The sequence below is a fragment of the Sphingorhabdus sp. SMR4y genome, from assembly GCF_002218195.1.
Taxonomy (GTDB): domain Bacteria; phylum Pseudomonadota; class Alphaproteobacteria; order Sphingomonadales; family Sphingomonadaceae; genus Parasphingorhabdus.
The window spans coordinates 180039-204787 of record NZ_CP022336.1 but is presented as its reverse complement, the minus strand read 5'-3'; the positions used below and the strand labels follow the sequence as shown (position 1 = coordinate 204787).

Here is a 24749-nt window from a genome sequence, read left to right as displayed (position 1 = left end):
ATACGCAGTCACCGCTATCCCTTGGCAAAGAACATCAGATTGACCAGTCGGCCATCCTCCGGTGTTTTGCCAAAAGCCATGCCGCTGTTGTGAAACATCCAGGGACTGAACAGGATCAGCCGGTTGAAGCGCATCGGAACAGTCATCACCTTTGTCCATTTTGCCGGATGATTGGTGTCCTTGTTGACCACATCCTCGATCAGCGCATTGATGTCGGAATAGCCCGCTTTCGTAATCCCCGGCATATCGGTCGGCACCCGTTCGAGGCCGGTCCGCTTGTGACGGAAAAAATCGGTCCCGCCTTTGCAATGTTCGGGCAGCGACAAATACAGTATTCCGGAATAGAAAGCCGGATCAATATGGACGCCGCTGCGCCCCTTGTCGCCCTTCAGGGTAACCCTGCAATGCAAATGGCTCGTGCCCGGAGCGGCCTTCACCGGAGCGTTGATAATCCGGGATATCCGTTCGTTCAGCCCCTGAATGTCGAGTGGCCCGGTCGAAATATGCCCTGGATAGTTGCCCTGTTTGTTCTGCGGATCATAGTCGAGCGCCAGCGCCGCTTCGCGCGCTGCCAACGGATCCGCGATGAAATCGTCGATTATGAGCAGCGATGGCAGCATCAGAACAAACCCCCGCAGCGCGACAAATCAATCATTGCGAAACTCTCACCAAGAAATATCCGGTCGCACCATTCATATTGCGAGCCGACGGCCCGATGAACTTTACACACTTTACAGTGTCAAAGAAAAGAAACCCGATTTCATTTTCGTGATCAATTATCCCCACCAAAGCTCTGGCAAGCCGCGATAAAAACAGAACGGGCGTCACATAAGGCATGGCAGGCCCCTATCATGAACGGCCTGCTGTAGGACATCAAAATATCGCCCAACCCGCCGGCCATTTTGCCAAAACTTTGGATCGATCGTACCGCGCTCAGGGCCTCCGACTGACAAGACCGCTTTCAACTATAGCTCCAACCCGGCTCATGAATTCCATGCCAGCTTCGATTTCTTCATCGGTTAGTTTATCTGAGATCAACCCGATAAAGGCCTCTGTCCGGTTGATCATTTCATTCACCGTCGCCTGTCCCTTCTTCGTCAGCCGAATGACTTTCTCCCGCGCCGACGTTTCGCTTTCCTTGATCGAAATCAGATTGAGATCCTTATCCGCCATAGCGCGGAGGACCTTTGAAATCGCCGGGCTACCCAAGTCATACCACTCTCCGATCAGCCGTTCGATCGTTTTACGGTGGATCGTGTGCCCATTTTCGCCCTTGGAGTGAATCATCCAGAGGATCACCGTCTGATGCCGGGTCAGGTCTGGCCCGCTCAGATGCTTTTCAACGGCCATGCCCACCGAATAGTGAAACGGGTAGAACAGTTTGAGAAAATTTTTCGGAGCAGTTTCCCGCTTTATCGGATAGTCGATACCAAAATCAGACTGCTGCTTCACTCGATGCTCCATCATTACGCATTCGACCAGAATTCCCTGTTCCAGACTCGATAGACGAATGAACGAATATCGAGCCAATGTCTAATCTTCCAGTGTTATTCACGACCCATCTGTCATTGGGCGATGGATTTCCTGGTCCCGACACCAGCCCGCAGAGCCCCGATTTGTCGCATAAATACAATGCATTAAATCCAATACCGCCGTCAACTATCGAGGCCGGTTGACAAATAAACTTTCCGATTCCTATTATGTCCTATGGACACTATGTCTCGAAGACATATTATATTTCAGGGATTGAGGATAAATGAAAACCGCATTTGGCGTTGACCAGTTGAACCATCCGGACGTGATCCGGAATCCCTACCCCTATTACGATCTGTTGCGGGATCAGTCGCCGCTCTTCGGCTATCGCGATTTTCCCCCGGGCACGATGCCCGGTGTCGATGACCCCAGTCCGTCCTGGGTTGTGCTTAACTTCGATCATGTGGCAGCCGTGGCATGGGACCATGAAAACTTTTCTTCCCGCGACAGCCTGCAGGAAGAATCCTCAGCCCCCTCTCTGATGCTGGTCAATCATGACCGACCGGAGCACACGCGGCTGCGCAAGGTTGCCAGCAAAGTATTCCAGCCTGCTTCAATCAAATCGCTATCCCCGGCGGTAGACGCTTTGGTCAGACAGGCAATGGACGAATTTTTTGTCACGGATCGGCCCGTGGACGTGATGACCGATTTTTGCGCCATGCTGCCGAGCAGAGTGATGGCCTATCTGTTCGGCATGCCAGACGATATGGACCGCGACGTGCGCAACTGGGCCACCGCCTTCATGCTGTCCGCCGACATCAGTCCGCAAGCCAGGCAAGCCTATAATGAAGAAGCCATGGCCTTTTTTGCCGACCATGTCCGGGACAATATGGACCGGATATCGAAGGGCGAAGACCCGTCCGGCCCATTGCTCAACGCCTTCATCCGCACCGAGGTCGACGGCGACCGACTGTCATTCGAGGAAATCGTCCGCTTCTGCATGACCGCCACGGTTGCCGGAGCCGAGACAACATCCTTCTATCTCGGCAATCTGATCACCGTTTTCGCGGATTTTCCCGATATCTGGCAGGATTTTGTCGAGGGTCCAAATCTGTTCGACGCCATCTACAAGGAAGTCCTGCGCTTCCACGGTCCGCCGCAGCGCCTGTTCCGGGTCGCCACCAGAGATATCACAATTGGAAAGGCGGATATCAAGCGCGGAGACTGGGTCGCCTGCTTTTTCGGTGCGGCCAATTATGATCCGAACGTTTTTCCCGAACCCTACGAGTTTCGGCTGAACCGCAAGAACGCCAACCGCCACATGAGCTTCGGCTACGGCATCCATCGCTGTCTCGGCGCGCCATTGGCGCAGCTGGAAGCGGAGTCCACCGCCCGCATGTTGCGGGAGCGGTATCAGCAGATCGAGCGGGCCGGTGAGCCAGTCTGGCAGGACGTCAGTCTGCTCAATCATGGACTGGCCAGCAACCCGGTGATTTTTCGGGAGCGCAGTTAACCAAGGACAATGATCAAAAAAAGCGATGTTCACAATCATCGCATCAGGGAGGAAGACATGAATATTCAGGGTAACAAGCGGGCGGCACTGGCATCAACAAGCCTGCTCGCCGCGATCGCGCTGGCCACGCCGGTCCATGCGCAGGATGACGCAAATGATGCCGCGACGTCCGGCACGGATGATGTCATCATCGTAACCGCCAACCGTCGCGACCAGTCGCTTCAGGACGTGCCGCTGTCGATCACCGCTTTTGGTGGCGATGAACTGGAGAACCGGTCGATCAGCTCGATCGAGCAGGTCGGCGCGATCGCGCCCGGCGTGCAAATATCGACCTATCAGGGTGACACGTCGATCTTCATCCGTGGCATCGGCACGCCCTCGATCATCGCTGGAACCGACAGTTCGACCGCGACCTATGTCGACGGCGTCTATATCAGCAGGCCCGCCGCCATCGGGCCGCAGTTTTTCGATATCGATCGGGTTGAAGTTCTGCGCGGACCGCAAGGCACATTATATGGTCGCAACGCCACCGGCGGCGCGGTGAATATTGTCACCAATCGTCCCACCGATGCTCTGGAAGGCAATCTGCAACTGACAGCCGGAAATTATGACCGCTTCCGTCTGGCCGGAGCGCTGAGCGGGCCGCTAACCGATGGCATTCGAGCCCGGCTTGCCTTCCAGTGGGAGGATCGCGGTGGCTATGCAACGGTGACCCGGCCCGACAACAGCACCGAACGGGTCGAGGACAAGGAAGATTATGCCATAAGGCTGACGGTGGAGGCCGACATCTCTCCCGACGCGACCCTGATTCTGAATGGCGACTATTATCGCGCGAATGACAAGGCCAACGCCTATTTCTATGCCAGCGCGGGCTATGGTGACGAGATTCCGGACTGGTACAGCAGCCGCGAGGGCGCGCAGACTCTTGCCTATTTCGCGATGAAAAATGCCGGGCGCGTTTCCGAAGCCGGTTCACGGGATATTTTTGCGGATGCGGACTATTTCAACAAGGTCGAAAACTGGGGCCTTGGCGCCACGCTCGACTGGGATATTGCCGATTATAATCTGAAGGTGATCGGCAGCTACCGCGACACCAACCCGATTTCCCAGAACGAGTTCGACCTGTCGGACGCCTATGTCAATTATGTCGGTCGCGAAGAGGATCACTGGCAATGGAGCGGTGAAGTGCAGCTTAGCTCGCCGGTCGACAAGCCTTTCTCGTGGATTGCCGGCGCTTATTATTTCGAAGAATCCAATGTGATCGACAATGACATTTTCGGCAATTTCTGGGAGCCTGTGCTTATCCAGGGGCTAACCGATCTGCAGAATGCCGGGGTGATCCCGACCTTCCCGATTATATTCCCGGATTCCGACCTATGCTGCGAATTGCATCTGAGCGGCGCACAGGAAACGAAGGCCTGGGCCGCCTATCTCGATACCCAATGGAATGTCTCGGACCAGCTGACGATCAGGCTGGGCGGACGCTACAGCGAGGAAAGGCGCAACGGCCGGCAGAATTTCGATCTGGTGATACTGCCCGATATGCGCGTGGGCCCTAACGTCGCGCTGTTCCCGAACGCGGTGTCGGAAGATCCCGATGTGTTGCAACCCGATCCTTTCGGGTTCAATGTGGGACCGGTCAACGGACCATCGACCTTCCGCGCCTTTACGCCCAAGCTGGGTATCGACTTCAAGCCGAACGACGATGTCCTGCTCTACGCGTCCATCCAGCGCGGCTTCAAGAGTGGCGGCTATAATATCGGCAGCAGCCAGCGCGATCCGTTCGAGCCGGAAAAAATCTGGTCCTATGAGATCGGCGCACGCACCGAATTGCTCGACCGGGCGCTGCTGCTCAATGCGTCAGCTTTCTGGTATGACTATACCAATCTGCAGGCGCAGGACAGCGTCGGCAACCAGCCGCTCATCCGCAATGTCGGCAAAGCCCGGGTGCGCGGTTTTGAAGTCGAAAGCGTGGCCCGCCCGACCGATTTCCTCCGCCTGGAGGGTGCGCTGACCTATGTTGACGCGCAATTTACCGAAGGCACGCTGACCGAAAGCCTGCGCCCCGCGCCGCTGGCCCAGCCGGCCGGTTCGTTGCAGAGGGACCTCGACGGGCTGCGGTTGCCGCGCGCACCGCGCTGGAAATTAAGCATAGCCGGTCAGGTCGAACAGCCGGTGGGCGACAGCGGCACGGTCACCGTGCGCGCCGAATATCACTGGCAGAGCAAAATCTACTTCACCGTTTTCAATATCGATGCGGCATCGCAGGACAGCTATGGCCTGCTCCGCGCCAGTCTGGGCTTTACCAGCGCAGACGACAAGTGGGGCATCCGCCTGTTCGGGGATAATCTGACCGGGAAGACCTATTTCACCAACCAGATCCTGACCGGCGGCTTCTACGGCGCGGAATTTGTCGGGCCGCTCGGCGCGCCCCGCACTTATGGCGTCGACTTGCGGTTCAATTTCTGAGGCGACCGGTGTCACCCTATTCAATGGAGAATTTCTATGATCGCACCGATTGATGTCACAAAAAATGTCTTCGAAGCTTTTGGCGCCCATGATGTCGATACAATCGTCACATGGTTGCACCCGGATGTCCGGATCGAATTTTGCGGGCCGGAGGTCATCCCCTATGCCGGCCATTATGACGGCCTGACCGAGGCGCGCGGTTTTTTCGAAACCGTCCTGTCCTCCGTGGACATTCACCAATTCGATCCGGAAGAATTTATCTGTGAAGGCGACAAGGTCGTCGTTACCGGCCATTTGCGCCTCACAGCGCGCTCCACGGGTAGACAGATCGAATCCGATTTTGTCCATGTCATTACAGTGGCAGACGAGAAATGGCTGCTGTTCCGCGATTTCATGAACACGGTCGAGGCCGCCAAGGCATTTGCCGCTTAGCGAATACCCGTCAGGAGCCTGCTCCAAGCTCCCTCCCGAGCGCTCCGGTCAAATAATTTCACGTGACGGGTTAATCATCCGCTGCTTTTGCCGTTTCTAGGTCCGATTGATGAATGAGCAGATTTTCTTCCGTTCGATTGGCCCATTTCCCACCCAGGCCAATCCCGGGCAGTAAATATCCCGGCTCATATCCTTCAATTGAGCGGGCCAGGATGGCTGGTCCCTTCCTGACCCGCTCATTACCTCCCGGAAACCCAAGCATAGCCTCAGGCGGAGGACCGCTGTCGGACGCGCCGGGCACAGCCGTTTATTACATCAGCTTTATAAGAGAATTGCTCAGCCCAACGATCACGGCCGATATGCGGTCGTTGACTTGCAGCTTCCTGAACAGCCGCCGGATGTAGGAATCCACCGTCGCTTGCGAAATATCCAGAATGACTGCCATGTCCGAATTCGACTTGCCGCGGGATATCCAGTACAAAACCTGGCTTTCCCGTTCGGATAGCGGCGGCTCATCTACACCGCTCTGATTGATGATCGCACAAATTCTTCTGTGACAGGATTGCGCGATACCGACCAAGGGCGCGATAATGGCTTCATCCTCCATCGTCATATGCCTGTCGAAATTCATTGAAAAATAGGAATTTCTGCTGTTCGGGCCGAAAAGCGGCGCAGAGATACCGTCTTTGAAGCCCAGTTCTTTCGCTCTTTTGAGAAATCCGAGATGCTTGTCATTGAGCTTCTGGTTCGCGACCGCCTGCTGCCACGTCAATGCGTGGCCGACCGCCATGACATGGTCGGGGATCGGATCGGTTTCCATGAACCCCGGGTCCAGATAGGTACTGACGATTTCCTCCGGATATCCGAAGTGATAAACCGAAGTGCGTTTCGACACCTGAGAGTAAAATGGCGGAGTGATATGGTAAGACAAGGCTTTCACGCCTTTGGCCATCAGCTGACGAGACAATTCATTCAGCTGCGAAGAAACCGAAAATCCCTCTCTGAGCGGGCTATAATTATAAACCATAGGCTAACCACATATTATTGGCCGCGATGGTTACAAGGCGTCGCTGGTCCGGTCAGTAGACGCCGTAACAGAGGCAATAAAGATCACGACACAGCATTTATATACGCCGCGTCGAGATCGGATAGGACAAAAAAGCCATCTCTCGGCAAGCCTCGCAAGGGGCGCAAATCAGGCCGCTGACAGCAATTCTGATATCTGCCACGCGGCAACGTGACGTGTGCAGCTGGCAAAGAGTCTGTAAGAATATATTCAAATGACATATCTAACGAAAAAGAACTTAGATCATGCTTTCCGAAATAGAACGTTTTTTCCCCAATAATTGTAAAAATGTGGAAATTGATATTGGTGCGATAGTATCGGCCAGAAAAACCCGTAGCGCGCTCTTCAACGAACAATATTTCTCAAACAAGTTTTGGGACATAATTTTGTTGCTATACAGCCACGAGGTCAATGATCTTCCCGTGGATTCTGTCGATATCGCCAAATATCTTGAAATCGACCAGACCTCGGTTTTGCGTTATCTGGCAGCGCTTGTGAACGACGACATCGTCTGCGCCTATGATCTGCAAGAGGAAGAGTGTTTCGATTTCGCGCGCGACAAATTGTCGCTTACCCGGCGCGGGTTCGAGAATGCGGGTATCGTTGTGCAAAAGACACGCAGGGTTTACTCCTTGGCCAAGACGGCCTGAATCAGCCGTGCAAGGCGCCTACGCTCCCTAAATAGCGTTCACGCTGCGTCAAACGCGACAACTATACGTTCGCCGGATGCATGAAATGGCACCGTCCCGTGATATAGAAAGCTGGGAAACAGAATAAGTTCGCCATCCACCGGTTTCACCGACTTGATCGGTACCAGTTCCATATTCAGATCTGCCGGTGGGCGGCCCAGTTCCAGATATCCATGGTCTGTCCCATCTGGAATGGAAGGAACCGTAATATAGCAGGCCGAGCTGATTGTTCCCGCCGGGTGCAGATGGCTGGCATGATATCCCCCTTTGGTCGTGCGAATGGACCAGGCTCCGTATATCCTCGGCGATTTCGCTGTTTCCGTATAGAGAGGATGAACCGGATCGGAAGCGGAATACCGCCGCATATAGCATGTCACCAGTTTTTGCAGCTGCTTGAAAAACGACCGCAGCAAACCATCTTGGCGAAGCAGCAGATTACCGCGGGTTTGCGTGCCATTTCTGACACTCTCACCAAGTGGCTGGATGCTCCGTTCGTGCAGTTTCCGCAATTTGCCTGCCAAAGCGCCCAACATATTATTGCCTATCCCCAGGGGTTCAGCCCCTATTGCCGCAGGATCGGGTACCAGCCAGCGATGCCGCGTGTCCTGCCGCGCTCGCCAGACCAGTTCCGTCAGGGCCCAAGCCACGATATCTTGCGGATTTTCACTTCTCGCCCGGTCAAGCAAGCTTGATGCTGTTGCCAAATCTCCCAGGCGAATGCGATGACGGGCTTCCACGGCTGCGCGTCCGCTGAGATCATCGGGCATCCCGTCAAACAGGGATTGCGACCGCTCGCTATCGCCCGCCATCCCGGCGTGCATCGCCTCTATCAGCAAGAGCAGCGGATTCTGAAAACCTGACCTTCGAGCCCGAGCAGCCGCATCGGCAGCGCGTTGATATAATCCGGCCTTTGCATTCAGGTCGACGTAAAGGTTCCAAAGACCGGCATTGGCCGGCTGTTTCGCCAAAGCGCTTTCGAGATCTCCGGTGAAATTTTCGGAATCGCCATATTCCCATCGCATCCGTGCAAGAGCGGCGTGACCGTCGACCCAATCGGGTGCACGGCGGAGGATGCCGATGATATTTTCAAACGCATCTTCGCGGTCATTCGCGGCCAGAAGGTCCGCTTCATGAATGATGAGCAGCCCGTTGAAGCGGTCATGCTTGAGAGCAGTCTGCACATGCTCTAGAGCATTGGGATCACCGCGATCCACGGCGTGAAGCGCCTGCCGTGTCGTTGCCGCCAATTCTGCCGTGACCAAATTCCGTCCTCCCGATTGCGTAGGGAGGGTAAAATTGCATCTCGGGTCTGCATGGAAGACCGGATCGACAGGCGACCTATTCGGGATGGCAAAAGACGCTGGAAATCTGCGAACGGTTTTGCGCGTTCGACAAACAGCAACCGCTGATTTCGGGTTAAAAGCCCGGCCAGTCCGTCAATAAACGCGCATTATTCGGTCAAATCTTCCCATGCGTCCTTCAATTTTCCGAAAAATCCGGTCGAATTCGGCGTTTCGTCTCCGGTTTCGGTCGCCTGGAAATCCCGCAATATCTGCCGTTGTTGCTTGGAAAGCCTGGTCGGTGTTTCCACGTCGATCTGGACCACCATATCACCGTTGCCGCGTCCCTGCAGGACCGGCATGCCGGCACCGCGTTGGCGGAGCTGTTTGCCGCTCTGGATTCCGGCGGGAATCCGGATTTCGTGCTTTTCGCCATCGAGGCCAGGAATGGTGATCTCGCCACCCAGCGCGGCCAGCGTGAAACTGATCGGCGCGCGGGTGAACAGGGTCGTGCCTTCGCGCTCGAAAATATTGTGCCGGATCAAATGGATGAAAATATAGAGGTCGCCGGGAGGTGCACCCCGGGCTCCGGCCTCGCCCTTGCCGGAAAGCCGGATCCGCGTACCGGTATCGACACCGGCCGGAATATCCACTTCCAGCGTCTGCGGCTTGTCCACCCTGCCCTCGCCGTAACAGACGTGGCATGGGCTTTCGATCACCTCGCCGCGACCCTGACAACTGGCGCAGGTGCGCTCGACAACAAAAAAGCCTTGCTGGGCACGGACCTTGCCGTGGCCATGGCAGGTCGGACATTGGCGGACGCCGGTACCGGGCTCTGCGCCGGAACCGTCGCATTCGTCGCAACCAACCGACACATCAATTTCGATTTCGGTATGTTTGCCATGAAAAGCGTCTTCGAGCGTGATTTCCATGTCATAACGCAGATCGGCACCGCGCGCCGGACCGCGTTGCTGTTGCTGGCCGCCGAAGCCGCCACCGGCTCCACCGCCGAAAATCGTTTCGAAAATATCTCCGATATCGTTGAAGGCCGCGCCGCCGAAACCACCGCCACCGCCGGCATTGTTCCCGCCGCCATTGGTGAAGGCTTCATGGCCGTAACGGTCATAAGCCGCCCGCTTTTGCGGGTCCTTCAGAACATCATAGGCTTCGCTGATCGACTTGAACTTGGCTTCCGCTTCCGCGTCGCCGGGATTCTTGTCGGGATGCCATTGCATCGCCAGCTTGCGATAGGATGACTTGAGCGTCGCGCCGTCGCAATCGCGCGAAACGTTCAGTTGCTGATAATAATCGATTTCGGATGCCATACTCATGCTTCCCCCAAAGCGAAAGGACCGCCAGCCCGGCGCAAGCCGGAACCGCCGGAATTAAATCCGGCGGCTCCATCGTGCGCGCGGGCGACGTTTCTGTCTTTACTCAGCCGCCTTGGCGTCATCTTTCTTGTCGTCGTCAGAGTCGTCGACTTCCGAGAATTCGGCGTCAACAACATCGTCATCCGCAGCCTTGGCCGCCGCATCGGCGGCAGCAGCATCACCGGCGTCACCACCGGCAGCCTGCTCGGCTTCATAGATTTTCTGACCCATTTGCATGGAAACCTGAGCCAGCGCTTCGGACTTGGCCGTCATCGCATCGGGGTCGCCACCTTCGATGGCTTCCTTGGTTTCCTTCAGAGCGGCTTCGATCTGGCCTTTCAGGTCGGCGTCAATCTTGTCACCATGCTCTTCGAGTTGCTTCTCGGTCGTGTGGACCAGACTTTCGGCATTATTCTTGGCTTCCGCCTCGGCACGCCGTTTCTTGTCTTCTTCCGCAAATTTCTCTGCGTCCTGAACCATCTGGTCGATATCGCTATCGCTCAGACCACCAGAAGCCTGGATCTTGATCTGCTGCTCCTTGCCCGTGCCCTTGTCTTTTGCGGACACGTTGACGATGCCGTTGGCATCAATGTCGAAGGTCACATCGATCTGCGGAACACCGCGCGGTGCTGGCGGAATGCCGACCAGGTCAAACTGACCGAGCATCTTGTTGTCCGCCGCCATTTCACGTTCACCCTGGAACACGCGGATCGTCACGGCCTGCTGATTGTCGTCAGCGGTCGAGTAGACCTGCGATTTTTTCGTCGGGATCGTGGTGTTACGGTCGATCATGCGGGTGAAGACACCGCCGAGGGTTTCGATACCCAGCGACAATGGCGTCACGTCGAGCAGCAATACGTCCTTGACGTCGCCCTGCAAAACGCCGGCCTGGATGGCGGCGCCCATGGCGACAACCTCATCCGGGTTAACCCCGACATGCGGTTCCTTGCCAAAGAATTTCTGCACGGTCTCGCGCACCAGCGGCATGCGGGTCATACCACCAACCATCACGACATCGTCGATTTCGCTGGCTTCGACGCCGGCATCTTTCAGAGCCTTTTTGCACGGATCGAGCGTACGCTTGACCAGATCGCCAACCAGCTTTTCCAGATCGGAGCGGCTGATCGACTTGACCAGATGCTTCGGTCCGTTCTGGTCCGCGGTAATGAACGGCAGGTTGACTTCGGTCGTCTGCGCGCTGGACAGCTCGATTTTCGCTTTTTCGGCAGCTTCCTTGAGACGCTGCAGCGCGAGCTTGTCCTTGGTCAGGTCAATGCTTTCGGCTTTCTTGAAATCTTCAGCGAGAAACTCGACCAGCTTGGCGTCAAAGTCTTCGCCACCGAGGAACGTGTCGCCATTGGTCGACTTCACTTCGAATACGCCGTCGCCGATTTCGAGGATCGAAATATCGAACGTACCGCCGCCGAGGTCATAGACGGCAATGGTCTTGCCGTCATTCTTGTCGAGGCCGTAAGCCAGCGCGGCTGCGGTCGGCTCGTTGATGATACGCAGCACTTCAAGTCCGGCAATCTTGCCGGCATCCTTGGTGGCCTGACGCTGGGCGTCATTGAAATAAGCCGGAACGGTGATAACCGCCTGGGTTACCGTTTCGCCGAGATAGCCTTCGGCTGTCTCTTTCATTTTCTGCAGCGTATAGGCAGAAATCTGGGACGGGCTATAATCATCGCCGCCAGCTTTTACCCAGGCGTCGCCGTTGGAGCCCTTGACGATCTGATAGGGAACCAGTTCCATGTCTTTCTTCGTCATCGGATCATCGAAGCGGCGACCGATCAGACGCTTAACCGCAAAGATCGTGCTTTCCGGGTTGGTCACTGCCTGACGCTTGGCCGGCTGACCAATCAGGCGCTCGCCATCCTTGGTGAATGCAACAACAGACGGTGTCGTCCGTGCGCCTTCCGAATTTTCAATAACCTTCGGCTTGCCGCCATCCATAACGGCAACACAGCTGTTGGTGGTGCCCAGATCAATTCCGATAACTTTACCCATAAATCCCTCAATCAATTTTCTAACATTAGCAAAATTGCCGCCCAGCCCTATTCAAGTGGCACCGTGTACGGCTTCGTGAAGCGATATAGGTGGCATTTTCCTTGGCACAAGACGTGAGTCATCCTACATTTGAAAAATCGACGCAAAACGCCCATATCGGGACAGAATTACAGTGGTTTAACGAGGTGTCTCTATGAACAAGCTCTCTTTCATGATCGCCGCATCCGCATCCCTGATGCTCGCATCCTGCGGTCAGGGCGACATATTATATGCGGACAATGCGGTCGTTAACCTGTCCCCCGTGGACGGCAATCCTTCATCGGGATATATGGATCTGCACGGCGGCCGTGTGGATGTCGAGCTGGTCAGCGTAACCTCTGACGATGTATTGCGATTGGAAATGCACGAGACCACCGAGGAAGACGGCATGATGAGCATGGCCAAGCTCAAGTCGATCCCGGTCCCGGCTGGTGAAACGGTCAAGCTGGAACCCGGCGGCAAGCATCTGATGATCTGGGGCGTCGGCGCAGGATCGAAAAAACGCGGATTGCTGACCATGACATTGATCTATTCTAACAACGACCGGATTGAAATCGACGCCGCGATCCGAAAAGTCGGAGACCCGGTTCCGGGAACCGAAGAATAAGCGGTCGGGGTGACAGGCCGCGCGCTGACCCGGTCCGAAATCGACCTGTGCCGGTCCGTATTCGGGCACGCGATTGATTATGAAAACGTTACGGTATTCAACCGCAAGTGGTGGATATTCCAGCCCCGCAATGTCACCATGGCGCCGGACGGCAATCTCTGGTTCCATCCGGAGAGCGATCTGTTCTGCGATGATTTCTGCGGATCATCACGGAATATCCAGGCCTTGTTCATTCACGAAATGGTTCACGTATGGCAGCATCAGCAGGGTGTTTTCCTGCCACTCGCCCGCCACCCTTTCTGCCGCTATGACTATGAGCTGCAGCCGGGCAAGCCATTTGCCGACTATGGCATCGAGCAGCAGGCGGAAATCGTAAGCCATCATTTTCTGCTGGAAAATGGTGCGCTGTTGAAAAACGGCTATCGCATGGCCGACTTTCAGGAGCTGCTGCCCTTTTTCCGGTGATTCCAATGCACATCAGAATGGCCGGGAAGCGATGCTTCCCGGCCATTCTGTTGCACGATGAAGCGGCGGCCAGCTCAGAAACGGTAGGCCAGCCCGGCACTCACGACCCACGGGTCAATCCGGTGACGCGTCCGCAATACTTCCGTGTCGCCGGCATACCAGCGGGCCGTCGTGTTGACGAAATAGCGCTTGGCATCGACGCTCAGCCCCAGTCCGCGGTCGTTCAGCGGCAGGTCGAAACCGGCCTGCAGAGCAAAGCCGACCTTGTCATTCATTTTTTGCCGGGTCGCGCCCAGGGCCTGGGCCGTGCTTCCGGCCTTTTCGTCGATGAAAATGAAATAGGTGGGACCAGCGCCGACATAGGGCTTGAATCCGCTGCCATTGCCAAAATGATATTTCGCGGTCAGCGTGGCGGGAATGATATTGGCGTTCGATACCAGCCCGGCGCCGTCCAGCGGTCCGGTGCCGGTGACATCATGCTGGGTGACGCAGCAAATGGTTTCCAGCGAGACATTCGGCGTGATGAAATATTCAGCGGCGATCGTCGGCACAAAATTGTCATCGGCCTTGGTCTGGGTGCCCGCCGGCAAGCCAATATTGTCCAGTTCGACCGATGTGATCTTGCCGTCAGGTGCAACCAGCGTGGCCATGGCCTTGACCTGGACTTTCCCGTCGGTCGAACCGGCCATGGCCGCTCCGCTTATCGTCAATGCCGCCGATGCCGCTAAAGCGGCTTTCATTATGTTTTTCATAGAATTGGTTCCTGTGCGGTTACTACTTAGTCTCTGCACGAAGCCATTAGCGAGGCGGAAAAACAGCCGACATACGCAATTCCCCTGATAGGAAGCCATATCTATTTCTGGACGCGTAAATGCAGCTATTATGGGCGGAAATCAGCTGTTCTGCGGAACCGATATGCGCTGCTTTGCCGCGATCTTGTCCTTGATTTGAAGCCTGACACGTTTCAACCGCTGCATTTCCTGCTGACGACCAGCAGCCTTGCAATTGTCAATCAGCCGGTTCAATCGCCGGTGTTTCAGGACGAGCGTTTCAAGATAGTTTCGCATCATATTCTCCTTTCACGCGTTTGTATCATGCATGGAAGAATATGAGACGCATCGATATTGATCTAATCGAAAGATCTGGACCGCATCGATTTAAAATACCTAATAGCTCCCCGACCGCGATCGAGCGAGCCGGCGATCCCGCCCCCGGAGATCATGGCAGCAGTCCCAGACGGTGGCGCATCATCCAGCGCGCCAGCATCAACACCGAAACCACGCCCAGTCCTCCAGCCAATCCGGTCCAGATACCGACTCCTTCCCAACCCTGCCAGAAGGCCAGACCGGCGCCCAGACCCATGCCGATGAACCAGTAGCCCATCAGCGCGAACAGCATCGGCACGGTGGTGTCGTGCAAGCCGCGCAACATGCCTGCGCCGACGACCTGCGCCCCGTCGACGATCTGGAAAATAGCCGCAATGGCAAGAAAACTCACGGCGAGCCCGGCAACTTCGGCGTTGCCGGGCGCGCTGGCATCGATGAACATCGAGATCAGCAGATCGGGCGCCAGTACGAAAACCAGCGCCATTGCCGCCATGAAAGAGGTGCCAAGGGTGAAGCTGACCCAACCGGCCCGCTTGATCCCCTCGCGGTTTTTCCGGCCATACTGGATGCCGACCCGGACGGTTGCGGCCTGTCCCAGTCCCATGGGTACCATGAAGGTCAGCGACGCAAGCTGCAGCGCAATTGCATGAGCGGCTACCGATTCCGCGCTGATCAGGCCCATCAGCAGCGCCGCGACACCGAAGACGGAACCTTCCAGTCCCATGGTGATCGCAATCGGCAGGCCAAGTTTCCACATCGCCCGGAAGCGCGGCCAGTCGCTGCGCCAGAAGCGACCGAAGAGGTGATAGCGGCGGAAACGCTTGTGCAGCATCACGACCAGCACCATGCCGCCGAACATCAGCACATTGGTCATCACGCTGCCAATGCCCGCCCCGATCACGCCAAATGCGGGCACGCCGAATTTGCCGAAAATCAGCGCATAGTTGAACAGCGCATTGGACAGCACGCCGATGATACTGATGACCAGTGCCCAGACCGGCTGTTCCAGAGCCGAGATGAAGTTGCGTAGAATGAGGAAGAAAAGAAACGGCAGGATCGACCACATATAGGCGCTGATATAGGTGCCGGCGATGGCCGCGAGGTCGGGCTGCTGGCCGAACAGCAGCAATATGCTCTCGGTATTCCAGAGCAATATCCAGAACGGTACGAGAACCGCAACCGCAGCCCATAAGGCCTGACGAAAAGTGCGCCGTACGTCGCGCACACTATGTTGCATCCGGCCGATTTCCGTCGCCATCATCGGCGCAGAGGCGGTGATCAGGCCCATGCAGAAAATCGCGGCGGTCATCGCCAGATTGAAACCCAGCGTCGCGCCGGCAAGCTCGCGGGCGCCGAGCCAGCCGAGCATCAGCACATCGGTGGCCCCGATCAGTGCCATGGTCAGATTGGAAAGAATCAGCGGCCAGGCAAGCGCCAGCGTGGCGCGCAATTCATGCCGCCAGGGATGCTGCTCTCGCAAATATGGGGACGCGCCGCTCATCAGCGCGCGTTAGCCCAAGGCGCGGTGTCAAGCCAGTGAAACCGCGCCCTGGGCTAATTGCTCGCAAAATTATCGCGGATCGCGGGGATAGCCTCGGGTTCCATAGCAGTCGTCATCCAGCCGCCCGTTGCGGTCATAACCATCACAGCCGTCATTCTTGTCGATAAAATAGCCACCCGCTGCGCCGGCTGCTGCGCCGATCGCCGCGCCTTCCAGCACGTCGCCGCCGGTGATCGCGCCAATCGCAGCGCCGGCTGCAGCACCTGCACCAGCGCCTTCGGCCGCGTAATTTTGCGCGCATGCGGTCAGACTGAAAGCGGCCGTTGTGGCCAGTGCCAATTGTCGTGCCCAGATGATCATCGTCATTCTCCTCGAAATATGTTCGGTTAACCGGTCAACACCCGGGCCCCGCGATGGTTCCTGAATTGGGTAAATTTGCGGGACAGGATGCTTCCAGGGTGCGACCGGTCGCAGCGGCCCATGATGCCTAAAATCGATTTGCTCGATCTGATTTCATTTGATACCATCCTGCCATTGAGCAAGCGGCCCAACCCGCGCTTGCGCCAATGGTGATCCTATGAAATTGTCCGATTATGATATGTCCGCATCGCGCGGATTTCTCTCGCATTTCGAGATAGTCGATATTGCTCTTCCCGATTTTTTTGCGCCGATCGTTCAGGCAGCGGAAAATCTGTCGGGCCTGATGACTACCGGCCGGGTGCGGCACTGGCTGCTGCAATTGCCCGCGCTTGACCTTGTTGACTGGGCGGCCAATGCGCCGGACGAGCAGGTCCGCGTGGCAATGGTCCGCTATTCCTTTCTGGTGCAGGCCTATGTCTGGGGTGAAAGCGAAGCGCCGACCACCCTGCCCGCCAATCTCGCGCGTCCGATTGTGGCGCTCGCCGACCGGCTCGATCAGGCGCCCCTGCTGCCCTATAGCGGCTATGTGCTCGACAATTGGGCGCGGCTGGACCGCAATGGTCCGATCACGCTCGATAATGTCTATATGGTGCAGAATTTCTACGGCGGCGTGGATGAAAACTGGTTCGTCCTGATCCATGTCGCGATCGAGGCGGCGGCCGGACCGCTATTGAATCTCGCCTGCGATCTGGTTGCGGCGAGCCAAGCGAAGGATATCGCCCGGACAACAGCGCTGCTCGCGGAAATGGACAGCCACTGGGACAGGCTGAACGCGATATTCGACCGCATGCCCGACCGTTGCGACCCCTATATCTATTATCAGCGCGTGCGGCCCTATATCCACGGCTGGGCGAATAACCCGGCGCTGCCCGAAGGCCTGATCTATGAAGGCGTCGCCCAATATGCCGGCAAGGGCCAGTCGTTCCGCGGCCAGACCGGGTCGCAAAGCTCGATCGTGCCAAGCATGGACGCGCTGTTCCAGGTGCAGCATGGCAAGGACCCGCTGCGCGCCTATCTCGACGAACTGCACGCCTATCGCCCGCTCCAGCACCGGCGCTTCATCGAGGATTTGCGCGCGCAGAGCCGGTTGCGGGACTTTGCCACAGCCAGCGGGGATGCGGCGCTCAGGCAGGCTTTCAACGCCAGCGTCGAGCAGGTCGCGCGCTTTCGCACGCGGCATCTGGAATATGCCGCCAGCTATATCAACAAGCAGGCGAAAAGCGGCAAGGGCAATGATACCGAGGTCGGCACAGGCGGCACGCCGTTCATGAAATATCTGAAAAAGCATCGCGACGAAAACCGGGCGCAGCTGATCTAGCCCGCCGCTTCAGGCTTGCCAGGGGATGGCGGAATTATCAGTTGCACGCCGGGCCTGGCCTCTGCCATGAGGCAGCGCTCAAGCTTCGGGGGATGTTCATGCTATCGACAATCGGTCTAATCGGCGGACTGGCGCTGCTCATCTGGATGACGGTGCGCGGGGTGAATATCCTGATCGCAGGACCGGTCGCGGCGGCGGTGGTGGCGCTGACCAGCGGCATTGCCTGGCTGCCACCGCTGGCCGCAGCGGGCGCCCCGGATTTCGCCACCGCCTATATGGACGGCTTTGTCGGCTTCTTCAAAAGCTGGTTCTTCATGTTTCTGCTCGGCGCGATATTCGGCGAGATCATGGGGGCCAGCGGGGCCGCCGCCAGCGTCGCCCACTGGGTGATCGAGAAGATCGGGATCAAACATGCCGTGCTTGCCGTGGTCGCGGCCTGCGCGATCCTGACCTATGGCGGGGTCAGCGTGTTCATCGTGTCGTTCAGCGTCTATTCGCTGGCCGTGCATCTGTTTCGCGAAGCGGATCTGCCGCGCCGCTTCATCCCGGCAGCGCTCGCCTTCGGATCGGTGACCTTCACCATGACCAGTGCCGGCAGCCCGGAAATCCAGAATCTGATCCCGATGGAATATCTCGGCACCACCGCCTATGCCGGCTGGCAGGTCAGTCTGGTCATTGCGCTGTTCATGGCCGTGACCGGACAATTTTGGCTCAACCATATGGTCAAACGCGCGGTCGCCCGGGGTGAAAGCTTTGTCGGGCGCGAAAGCGACGATCATAATACCGACTATGGCAACCTGCCCGCGCCGCTGCTCTGTATCCTGCCGCTGGTCGCGGTGCTGGCGATCTTCCTGATCTTCCAATATCCGCAGGATATGGGACCGCTCTCGGCGATCCTGCCACAGCAATCGCTCGACAAATGGGCGCTGGTCGCGGCTTTGGGATCGGGGGCGGTGGTGGCGCTGATCGTCGGTTACCAGAAAATGGGATCGATGCCGGAAGCCTTTTCGCGCGGCGCAACCAGCGCGGTGGTAGCGATCACCAATACCTGTGCGGTGGTTGGTTTCGGTTCCGTTGCCAAACTCTCCCCGGCTTTCCAGGAAGCTTTGGTCATGGTGCAGAATATTCCCGGCAGTCCGCTGATCGGCGCGGCCATTGCGGTGACGGTAATCGCCGGCCTGACTGGGTCAGCATCGGGTGGCCAGTCGATCGCCCTGCCCCTGATCGCGCCGCATTATATCGATGTCGGCGCGCAGCCCGACGAGCTGCACCGGGTGGTTGCGATCTCCTCGGGCGCGCTCGATAGCCTGCCGCACAATGGCTATGTCGTGACCACGATCCGCGCGGTCTGCGGCGAAACCCACAAGGATGCCTATGGCGCGGTGGGGGCGCTGACCGTGGTGATACCGGTAATCGGGACGATCATGGCAGTGGTGCTGTTCGGGATTTTCGGCTGACGCCGTCCGTCCTCTCCGGCATGGCCCCGGCGCGATAAATGGAAGATTTGGAAGCATCTTTCCCGATCCGGACAGACCAAGGCATTATCTAAGAAATTATCTTAGATAATGCCTTTATTTTTCTGTAATATCAGAATAAAATATCAGGTTTACTCTGCAGAACAGGTTCGACCAATATCATTTCAACCGCTCGATCCTTCCGGCGGCTTCATCAATGATGGCGGCCACTTCGAGTATCTTGTCAGAGCCCTTTTCCTCGTCGCCCAGCCGGATACCGACCGCGCTCTTCAGATTGTGCATCGCCCGGCGGACGGATGCACCATTGCTGGCCTCGCCCATTTTCGACACGCCTTCCAGCCGGGACAGGATTTCGGCGACATGCGCTTCTTCCTCGGCCAGCCGGGCCGCGCCGGCATCGGTAATCGAATAAATCTTCTTGCCATCGCCATCGACCTTTTCGTCGATCAGGTCCATTTCCGCCATCAGGGTCAGCGTCGGATAGACGATCCCCGGGCTGGGTGCATATTGGCCGCCGGTCAGTTCCTCGATCTGGCGGATCAGGTCATAGCCGTGCCGCGGTTCCTCCGCAATCAGGTGCAGCGTCAGAAGCTTCAGTTCGCCACGCCGGAACATCCGCGCGCGTCTTTTGCCCCTGGCCCCTTCGAAAGCGGCTTGCGCGAAGGCCCGGGCAAATTTCTCGCCGGCCGGCCCACCATGGCCCCGGCCACGCCCACGACCGCGGCCGCCGCCGGGCCCAAATTTCATTCCATGTCTCATCTTCATTCTTTCCTTATATTTAAGATACTGTAAAGATATATCTTTATAGTATCTTTGCAAGTGACGGATGACATAAGATTGCCAAGCTTCTGAAAATACTTTGGAATTTTTGACGGATCATCGCGCCCATCGACAGACAGCGCCTGCGTCAAAGCGGCTGGACTCGCAGCGACAAGCTGTTAATCGAACAATTAAAGCATAGATGGAGAGAGAAATGACGACCCCGATATACGGCACCTGCGACCCCCGCTTTGCGGCGGTCAGAGCGGCCTTTGAAAAGAATTTCAACGAGCATGACGATCTTGGCGCCTCGGTGGCGATCACGCTGAACGGCGAATTTGTCGTCGATCTCTGGGGTGGCCATCTCGACGAGGCGCGCACCGAAGAATGGCAGGAAGACACGCTGGTCAATGTCTGGTCGAGCACCAAGACGATGGCGGCCATGTCGCTGCTGCTGCTCGCCGATCGCGGCGAGATCGACTTATATGCAAAAGTCGGCACATATTGGCAGGAATTTGCCCAGAATGGGAAGGAAGATGTCGAAGTCCGGCATTTCCTTTCCCACAGCGCCGGCCTGTCCGGCATGGATGAGAAGGTCGAGGGCGATGCGCTATATGACTGGGACTGGATGACTGCTGCGTTGGCGAAACAGGAACCCTGGTGGGAACCGGGCACGCAATCCGGCTATCACGCCCTAACCCAGGGCCATCTGATCGGCGAGATCGTTCGCCGGGTGACCGGCCAGACGATCGGCAATTTCTTCCGTCAGGAAATTGCCGGGCCAACCGGCGCGGATTTCCATATCGGGGCGGATGAATCGCTCGATGCGCGGATCGGCAATCTTGTGCCGCCGAAATCCGGCCCTGCGCCCAATCCGGACTCGATTGCCGGCCGCACCTTTGGCAATCCCGGCGTCAATGCCACGGAACCGAGAAAACGCGCCTGGCGCGCGGCCGAAATCCCGGCGGCCAATGGCCAGGGCAACGCCCGCAGCATCGTCCGCGCCCAGACCGCCATGGCCAATGGTGGTCAGGCGTTCGGCAAGACAATCATGTCCGAAGCCGGAACCAGACGCATTTTCGACAAACAGACCGAAGGCACCGATCTGGTGCTCGGCCTGCCGCTGACCTTTGGCATGGGCTATGGCCTGAACAATCCGGCCACGCCGATCAGCCCCAATGCCCATACCGCATTCTGGGGCGGCTATGGCGGATCCTCGGTGATCATCGACCAGGACGCCGGCCTGTGCTTCTCCTATGTCATGAACAGGATGGAATCCGGCCTGCTCGGCGATCCCAGAGGCTTCGGCCTCGCCGCCGCCATGTATATGGCGATGGCCTGAAGCACCGCTCGCTGTCTAGCCACAATGGCTAGTCGGCACGGCGGCAGGCGCCCGCTAGAATAATTGTTCAAAATCTTTTGGGATAGAGACCGATATGGATCTGGGAATTGCGGGAAAAATTGCGCTGGTCAACGGCGGCAGCGCCGGACTGGGTCGCGGGGCGGCGCTGGCGCTGGCGAAGGAAAAGACCAAATTGTTCATCACCGCCCGCGGCGAGGAACGGCTGCACCGGACATGCGAGGAACTGGCCCGCGAAACCGGCGCCCATATCACCCCGATCGTCGCCGATCACAGCAGCGATGAAGGCCGGGAAGCGATCCTGTCGATCTGCCCCAATCCCGATATCCTGGTCGCCACCTGCTCCCCTCCCCCCTTCTCCGGCGATTTTCGCACCGTCGGCCGGGCCGAATGGGAAGAGGCCCTGTCGCTGACCCTGCTCAGCCCGGTGGAATTCATCAAATCGGTAATCGACGGCATGGTCGAGCGCAAATGGGGCCGGATCGTCAATATCGCCACCGGTGCGGCCAAATATCCCGCAGCAATGCGGGTGCTGTCCGGGCCGCCGCGTGCGGCTCTCGTCAATTATACGGTCGCCGTGGCAAAGCAGGTCGCAAAACATGGCGTAACGATCAACAATATCCTGCCCGGCATGCATCACACGGACGGGATCAGGGGCATGTTCGACAGCCAGGCCGAAGCCAATGGCACCAGCTATGACGAGGAAGTCGCGAAATTCGTCAAACAGGTCCGTGTCCCGGTCGGACGCTTTGGCGACGCGGAGGATCTGGGCATGTTTGTCGCGATGTTCTGCAGCGAGATGGCCGGCTATGCGACCGGACAGAGTCTGGTGGTCGACGGCGGCATGGGCAATTCCATTTTCTAGCCGCGGTCGGCGCGGCTATTTCGGTCGCACCCGCAAAATCTTGCTGGCCGGGCCGCTTTCGTCCTCGGTCAGCAGATAGAGAAAGCCGTCCGGCCCGGTCCGGACATCGCGGAAACGCGTGTCCAGTTCGCCAAACAATTCCGCCTGTTTGCCCAGCGATCCGTCGGCGTTCATATCGACATGGCGCACATGTTTGAGCGCCAGCGCCGATAGGAAAAGATCGCCATTCCAGTCCGGAAAGGCCTCTCCCGCATATTGGGCAAAGCCGGACGGGGCGATCGACGGGGTGAAATGGACCAGTGACTGCTCGGTGCCGTCGAACGCTTCATAAGGCGAAATCCGGCCGCCGGAATAATCCAGCCCGTAGGAAGCGGTCGGCCAGCCGTAATTGGCTCCGCGCCTGATATCGTTGATTTCGTCGCCACCCGCCGGACCATGTTCATTTTCCAGAACGCGGCCATCGGACGCAAGAATGATGCCTTGCTGGTTGCGGTGCCCGTAGCTCCAGATTTCCGGCAACGCGCCGTCCTGCCCGACAAAGGGATTGTCCGCCGGGATACTGCCGTCATCGTTCAGCCGGATGATCTTGCCGAAATGATTGTCCAGCTTTTGCGCCTGCTCGCGGAAATGAAAGGCGTCCCCGACCGGCATCATCAGCGTGCCGTCGGGCAGGAAGATGATCCGCGCGCCATAATGATTGCCCTGCACCCGACTGGGCGAGGCCGCGAAAATCTGCTGTCCGTTGCTGATCCGCGGCTGGCCATCCGCATTGTCATATGCAAACCGCATCAGCGAAAGCGTGTTGGTGCCGTCGCCCTGCTCGGCGGCATAGGAGATATAGATCAGGCCGTTTTCGGCAAAATCGGGGTGCAGGACCACATCGAACAGACCGGCCTGCGCGCCGGCGGCGGTATGGACCTTCGGATATGGCTCGCCGCTGGCAAAGTCATGGAGCAGCGTTGCGGTCCCGTCCGGGGCGATCTGCTTGAGCTTGCCCGTCCGTTCGGTCACCAGCATCGCACCATCGGGCAGGAAGGCGAGCGACCATGGGTGATCGAGGCCGTCGGCGACTGTTTCAATCGTGTAATTGACCGGTCCGGCATCGACCCGGCCGACGGCTTCGCTGGTCTTGGTCCCGCTGGAGGACGCCCCCTGGTTCGAACAGGCCGCCAGCGCGCAGATTGCGACAACGGAAAGAACTGTCTTGAAGTTTCGCATAGCGGCTCCCTGTGTGAGGACGCAGTCTAGCAAATTTGTGCGGCCTGACCAGCCTCTTCAAATCAGTCCTTGATCGTCGGGACAAAGCCTATAGGCTGCGCTGCTGACGGGAGAATTTCATGACGCGCTTCATTCGCTGGATATTGGGTCTGACAGCGGCGGCGCTGGTGACCTATGTCATCGGGACCGCGCTAAATTCCCAATCGGTAATCGCCATGCACGATATTTCCGTGAGCATCGGCGACCGGCTGAACATGACCCTGTTCGATATTTCCAACATGGTCGCCTATCTGGCGATCATCGCGATTGCACTGCTGATCGGCTTTCTCATCGCCACCCTGTTGAAGCGCTTTCTGCCCAATCTGGCGCGGGTCGCCTATCCGATCGCCGGCGCCGCCGCGATGGCGGTCGTGCTGGGCGCGATGTATATGGTGTTTCAGACCATCCCGATCAGCGGCGCGCGATCGACCATGGGCTTCCTCTCGCAGGCCATTGCCGGCGGCATCGGTGGATGGGTGTTTGCGCGGATTGCGGTGCAGCCGGCGAAGTCCGTCACCCCAGCGTAGGCCGGAGTCTAAACCAACGGCGGTGAGACACACATAGGCGGGCTGGATGCCAGCCTGCGCTGGCATGACGGGTGTATATTTGACCGGCGTTGTTTAGAATATTTTCAATGATTTGCGCTAGAGATGAGCGATGAATATCATGGCACAGCCTGTCGCAGTAGCATCAGCGACGATCAATGAAACGAAGCTGTTCGACATCGACCAGGCGCATATCCTGCGCAGCAAAATTATCGGTAAATGCGCCGCCGTCGAATGCTGGCTTGTCGACAGGATTCAACCGTTCCAATCTCCGGCTCCCCACTTTTCGAAAAAAGTGAAGCAGTTCAACGAAATATTGGAAACACACAAAGAGGCGTTCCACAAACCGACAAGGATTCAATCCTATCTGAACGACTTTCTGCCCTTCGCGGCTTTCCGTTCAGAACTGGCACATTCCAAGCTGAGCTTGATAGAAACAACAGACGGAGTAATTCTGATAAGGATTCAAAATGCCTCCTGCGGCTCCAATGAACGGAGCGCAAAATCCATTGTTTTGCCTTCACAAGAGCTTCAAACTATATGGTCTGAAATGTGTGCCGCAGCACAAAAAATCACAAATTACAGCATCACTCCGTCATCCAAAAAAGGATCAGGAAAATCAACCGTCACCCCAGCGAAGGCTGGGGTCTAAACCGAGGGCGGTGGGACTCACACAGGCGGGCTGGATGCCACCCTGCGCTGGCATGACGGGTTAGGTAGGCTCTCTTTTGCG

The 24749-nt window shown here is 57.4% G+C and carries 24 protein-coding genes; 12 read left to right on the top strand and 12 right to left on the bottom strand.

Annotated elements, in window-relative coordinates; genetic code table 11:
- Positions 1 to 14: 14 nt before the first annotated feature.
- Positions 15 to 620 (bottom strand): DUF6445 family protein, encoded by a 606-nt coding sequence (locus SPHFLASMR4Y_RS00900; RefSeq protein ID WP_089131880.1) that lies wholly within the window; start codon positions 618 to 620, stop codon positions 15 to 17.
- A 313-nt stretch (positions 621 to 933) separates the two neighbouring features.
- Positions 934 to 1467 carry a MarR family winged helix-turn-helix transcriptional regulator gene (locus tag SPHFLASMR4Y_RS00895; RefSeq protein WP_089131879.1) on the bottom strand — a complete coding sequence of 178 codons (534 nt, stop codon included), beginning with the start codon at positions 1465 to 1467 and terminating at the stop codon, positions 934 to 936.
- 289 nt (positions 1468 to 1756) lie between these two features.
- Here SPHFLASMR4Y_RS00895 and SPHFLASMR4Y_RS00890 point away from each other — a divergent pair, with 289 nt between their 5' ends.
- The 3 genes from SPHFLASMR4Y_RS00890 to SPHFLASMR4Y_RS00880 are packed head-to-tail and all read left to right on the top strand — an operon-like array spanning position 1757 to position 5887.
- Positions 1757 to 2986: a cytochrome P450 gene (locus SPHFLASMR4Y_RS00890; protein ID WP_089131878.1), complete on the top strand. Its 1230-nt coding sequence runs from the start codon at positions 1757 to 1759 to the stop codon at positions 2984 to 2986.
- 57 nt (positions 2987 to 3043) lie between these two features.
- Positions 3044 to 5455, top strand: a complete 2412-nt coding sequence (locus SPHFLASMR4Y_RS00885; RefSeq protein WP_186266002.1) for a TonB-dependent receptor — start codon at positions 3044 to 3046, stop codon at positions 5453 to 5455.
- Positions 5456 to 5491: 36 nt separating this feature from the next.
- Complete coding sequence (locus tag SPHFLASMR4Y_RS00880) at positions 5492 to 5887, top strand: nuclear transport factor 2 family protein (protein ID WP_089131876.1); 396 nt, start codon at positions 5492 to 5494, stop codon at positions 5885 to 5887.
- 310 nt (positions 5888 to 6197) lie between these two features.
- On the opposite strand, the gene SPHFLASMR4Y_RS00875 is transcribed toward SPHFLASMR4Y_RS00880, so the two are convergent.
- On the bottom strand, positions 6198 to 6854 hold the full coding sequence (locus SPHFLASMR4Y_RS00875) for a helix-turn-helix transcriptional regulator (protein WP_186266001.1): 657 nt from the start codon (positions 6852 to 6854) through the stop codon (positions 6198 to 6200).
- A 344-nt stretch (positions 6855 to 7198) separates the two neighbouring features.
- Between SPHFLASMR4Y_RS00875 and SPHFLASMR4Y_RS00870 the strand changes: the two genes are divergently transcribed.
- Positions 7199 to 7603 carry a hypothetical protein gene (locus tag SPHFLASMR4Y_RS00870; RefSeq protein WP_089131874.1) on the top strand — a complete coding sequence of 135 codons (405 nt, stop codon included), beginning with the start codon at positions 7199 to 7201 and terminating at the stop codon, positions 7601 to 7603.
- 38 nt (positions 7604 to 7641) lie between these two features.
- Here SPHFLASMR4Y_RS00870 and SPHFLASMR4Y_RS00865 read toward each other — a convergent pair whose 3' ends face one another.
- The 3 genes from SPHFLASMR4Y_RS00865 to dnaK all read right to left on the bottom strand — a co-directional run bounded on the left by SPHFLASMR4Y_RS00865 (position 7642) and on the right by dnaK (position 12299).
- The gene (locus SPHFLASMR4Y_RS00865; protein WP_089131873.1) at positions 7642 to 8904 is read right to left on the bottom strand and encodes a 2OG-Fe(II) oxygenase family protein; all 1263 of its coding nucleotides are present in this window, start codon (positions 8902 to 8904) and stop codon (positions 7642 to 7644) included.
- Positions 8905 to 9092: 188 nt separating this feature from the next.
- Positions 9093 to 10247 carry a molecular chaperone DnaJ gene (gene dnaJ / locus SPHFLASMR4Y_RS00860; RefSeq protein ID WP_089131872.1) on the bottom strand — a complete coding sequence of 385 codons (1155 nt, stop codon included), beginning with the start codon at positions 10245 to 10247 and terminating at the stop codon, positions 9093 to 9095.
- Between the two features lie 105 nt (positions 10248 to 10352).
- Positions 10353 to 12299 carry a molecular chaperone DnaK gene (gene dnaK, locus SPHFLASMR4Y_RS00855; protein WP_089131871.1) on the bottom strand — a complete coding sequence of 649 codons (1947 nt, stop codon included), beginning with the start codon at positions 12297 to 12299 and terminating at the stop codon, positions 10353 to 10355.
- A 193-nt stretch (positions 12300 to 12492) separates the two neighbouring features.
- Here dnaK and SPHFLASMR4Y_RS00850 point away from each other — a divergent pair, with 193 nt between their 5' ends.
- Together SPHFLASMR4Y_RS00850 and SPHFLASMR4Y_RS00845 are read left to right on the top strand one after the other, a co-directional pair.
- Entirely contained in the window at positions 12493 to 12945 is a 453-nt protein-coding gene (locus tag SPHFLASMR4Y_RS00850; protein ID WP_089131870.1) for a copper chaperone PCu(A)C, read from the top strand.
- Between the two features lie 9 nt (positions 12946 to 12954).
- Positions 12955 to 13410 (top strand): vgr related protein, encoded by a 456-nt coding sequence (locus SPHFLASMR4Y_RS00845; protein WP_089131869.1) that lies wholly within the window; start codon positions 12955 to 12957, stop codon positions 13408 to 13410.
- A gap of 74 nt (positions 13411 to 13484) precedes the next feature.
- Here the strand turns inward: SPHFLASMR4Y_RS00845 and SPHFLASMR4Y_RS00840 are convergent, their stop codons facing one another.
- The 4 genes from SPHFLASMR4Y_RS00840 to SPHFLASMR4Y_RS00825 form a co-directional block, all read right to left on the bottom strand.
- Positions 13485 to 14162 carry an OmpW/AlkL family protein gene (locus SPHFLASMR4Y_RS00840; protein ID WP_089131868.1) on the bottom strand — a complete coding sequence of 226 codons (678 nt, stop codon included), beginning with the start codon at positions 14160 to 14162 and terminating at the stop codon, positions 13485 to 13487.
- Between the two features lie 141 nt (positions 14163 to 14303).
- Positions 14304 to 14480: a YdcH family protein gene (locus SPHFLASMR4Y_RS00835; RefSeq protein WP_089131867.1), complete on the bottom strand. Its 177-nt coding sequence runs from the start codon at positions 14478 to 14480 to the stop codon at positions 14304 to 14306.
- 148 nt (positions 14481 to 14628) lie between these two features.
- The gene (locus SPHFLASMR4Y_RS00830; RefSeq protein WP_089131866.1) at positions 14629 to 16017 is read right to left on the bottom strand and encodes an MATE family efflux transporter; all 1389 of its coding nucleotides are present in this window, start codon (positions 16015 to 16017) and stop codon (positions 14629 to 14631) included.
- Positions 16018 to 16086: 69 nt separating this feature from the next.
- Complete coding sequence (locus SPHFLASMR4Y_RS00825) at positions 16087 to 16377, bottom strand: YMGG-like glycine zipper-containing protein (RefSeq protein WP_089131865.1); 291 nt, start codon at positions 16375 to 16377, stop codon at positions 16087 to 16089.
- 217 nt (positions 16378 to 16594) lie between these two features.
- On the opposite strand from SPHFLASMR4Y_RS00825, the gene SPHFLASMR4Y_RS00820 reads away from it, so the two are divergent.
- Both SPHFLASMR4Y_RS00820 and SPHFLASMR4Y_RS00815 read left to right on the top strand, forming a co-directional pair.
- Entirely contained in the window at positions 16595 to 17755 is a 1161-nt protein-coding gene (locus tag SPHFLASMR4Y_RS00820; RefSeq protein ID WP_089131864.1) for an indoleamine 2,3-dioxygenase, read from the top strand.
- A gap of 98 nt (positions 17756 to 17853) precedes the next feature.
- Positions 17854 to 19212, top strand: coding sequence for a GntP family permease (locus SPHFLASMR4Y_RS00815; RefSeq protein WP_089134596.1), 1359 nt, complete (start codon positions 17854 to 17856; stop codon positions 19210 to 19212).
- A 177-nt stretch (positions 19213 to 19389) separates the two neighbouring features.
- On the opposite strand, the gene SPHFLASMR4Y_RS00810 is transcribed toward SPHFLASMR4Y_RS00815, so the two are convergent.
- Positions 19390 to 19977, bottom strand: a complete 588-nt coding sequence (locus SPHFLASMR4Y_RS00810; RefSeq protein ID WP_260807028.1) for a PadR family transcriptional regulator — start codon at positions 19975 to 19977, stop codon at positions 19390 to 19392.
- A gap of 226 nt (positions 19978 to 20203) precedes the next feature.
- Here SPHFLASMR4Y_RS00810 and SPHFLASMR4Y_RS00805 point away from each other — a divergent pair, with 226 nt between their 5' ends.
- Positions 20204 to 21331 (top strand): serine hydrolase domain-containing protein, encoded by a 1128-nt coding sequence (locus tag SPHFLASMR4Y_RS00805; protein WP_222102942.1) that lies wholly within the window; start codon positions 20204 to 20206, stop codon positions 21329 to 21331.
- 94 nt (positions 21332 to 21425) lie between these two features.
- Positions 21426 to 22214, top strand: coding sequence for an SDR family oxidoreductase (locus SPHFLASMR4Y_RS00800; RefSeq protein WP_089131862.1), 789 nt, complete (start codon positions 21426 to 21428; stop codon positions 22212 to 22214).
- 15 nt (positions 22215 to 22229) lie between these two features.
- Here the strand turns inward: SPHFLASMR4Y_RS00800 and SPHFLASMR4Y_RS00795 are convergent, their stop codons facing one another.
- On the bottom strand, positions 22230 to 23432 hold the full coding sequence (locus SPHFLASMR4Y_RS00795) for a PQQ-dependent sugar dehydrogenase (protein WP_089131861.1): 1203 nt from the start codon (positions 23430 to 23432) through the stop codon (positions 22230 to 22232).
- Between the two features lie 119 nt (positions 23433 to 23551).
- Here SPHFLASMR4Y_RS00795 and SPHFLASMR4Y_RS00790 point away from each other — a divergent pair, with 119 nt between their 5' ends.
- On the top strand, positions 23552 to 23998 hold the full coding sequence (locus tag SPHFLASMR4Y_RS00790; protein WP_089131860.1) for a hypothetical protein: 447 nt from the start codon (positions 23552 to 23554) through the stop codon (positions 23996 to 23998).
- A gap of 130 nt (positions 23999 to 24128) precedes the next feature.
- The gene (locus tag SPHFLASMR4Y_RS00785) at positions 24129 to 24668 is read left to right on the top strand and encodes a hypothetical protein (RefSeq protein WP_089131859.1); all 540 of its coding nucleotides are present in this window, start codon (positions 24129 to 24131) and stop codon (positions 24666 to 24668) included.
- The last annotated feature ends 81 nt before the right edge of the window (positions 24669 to 24749 follow it).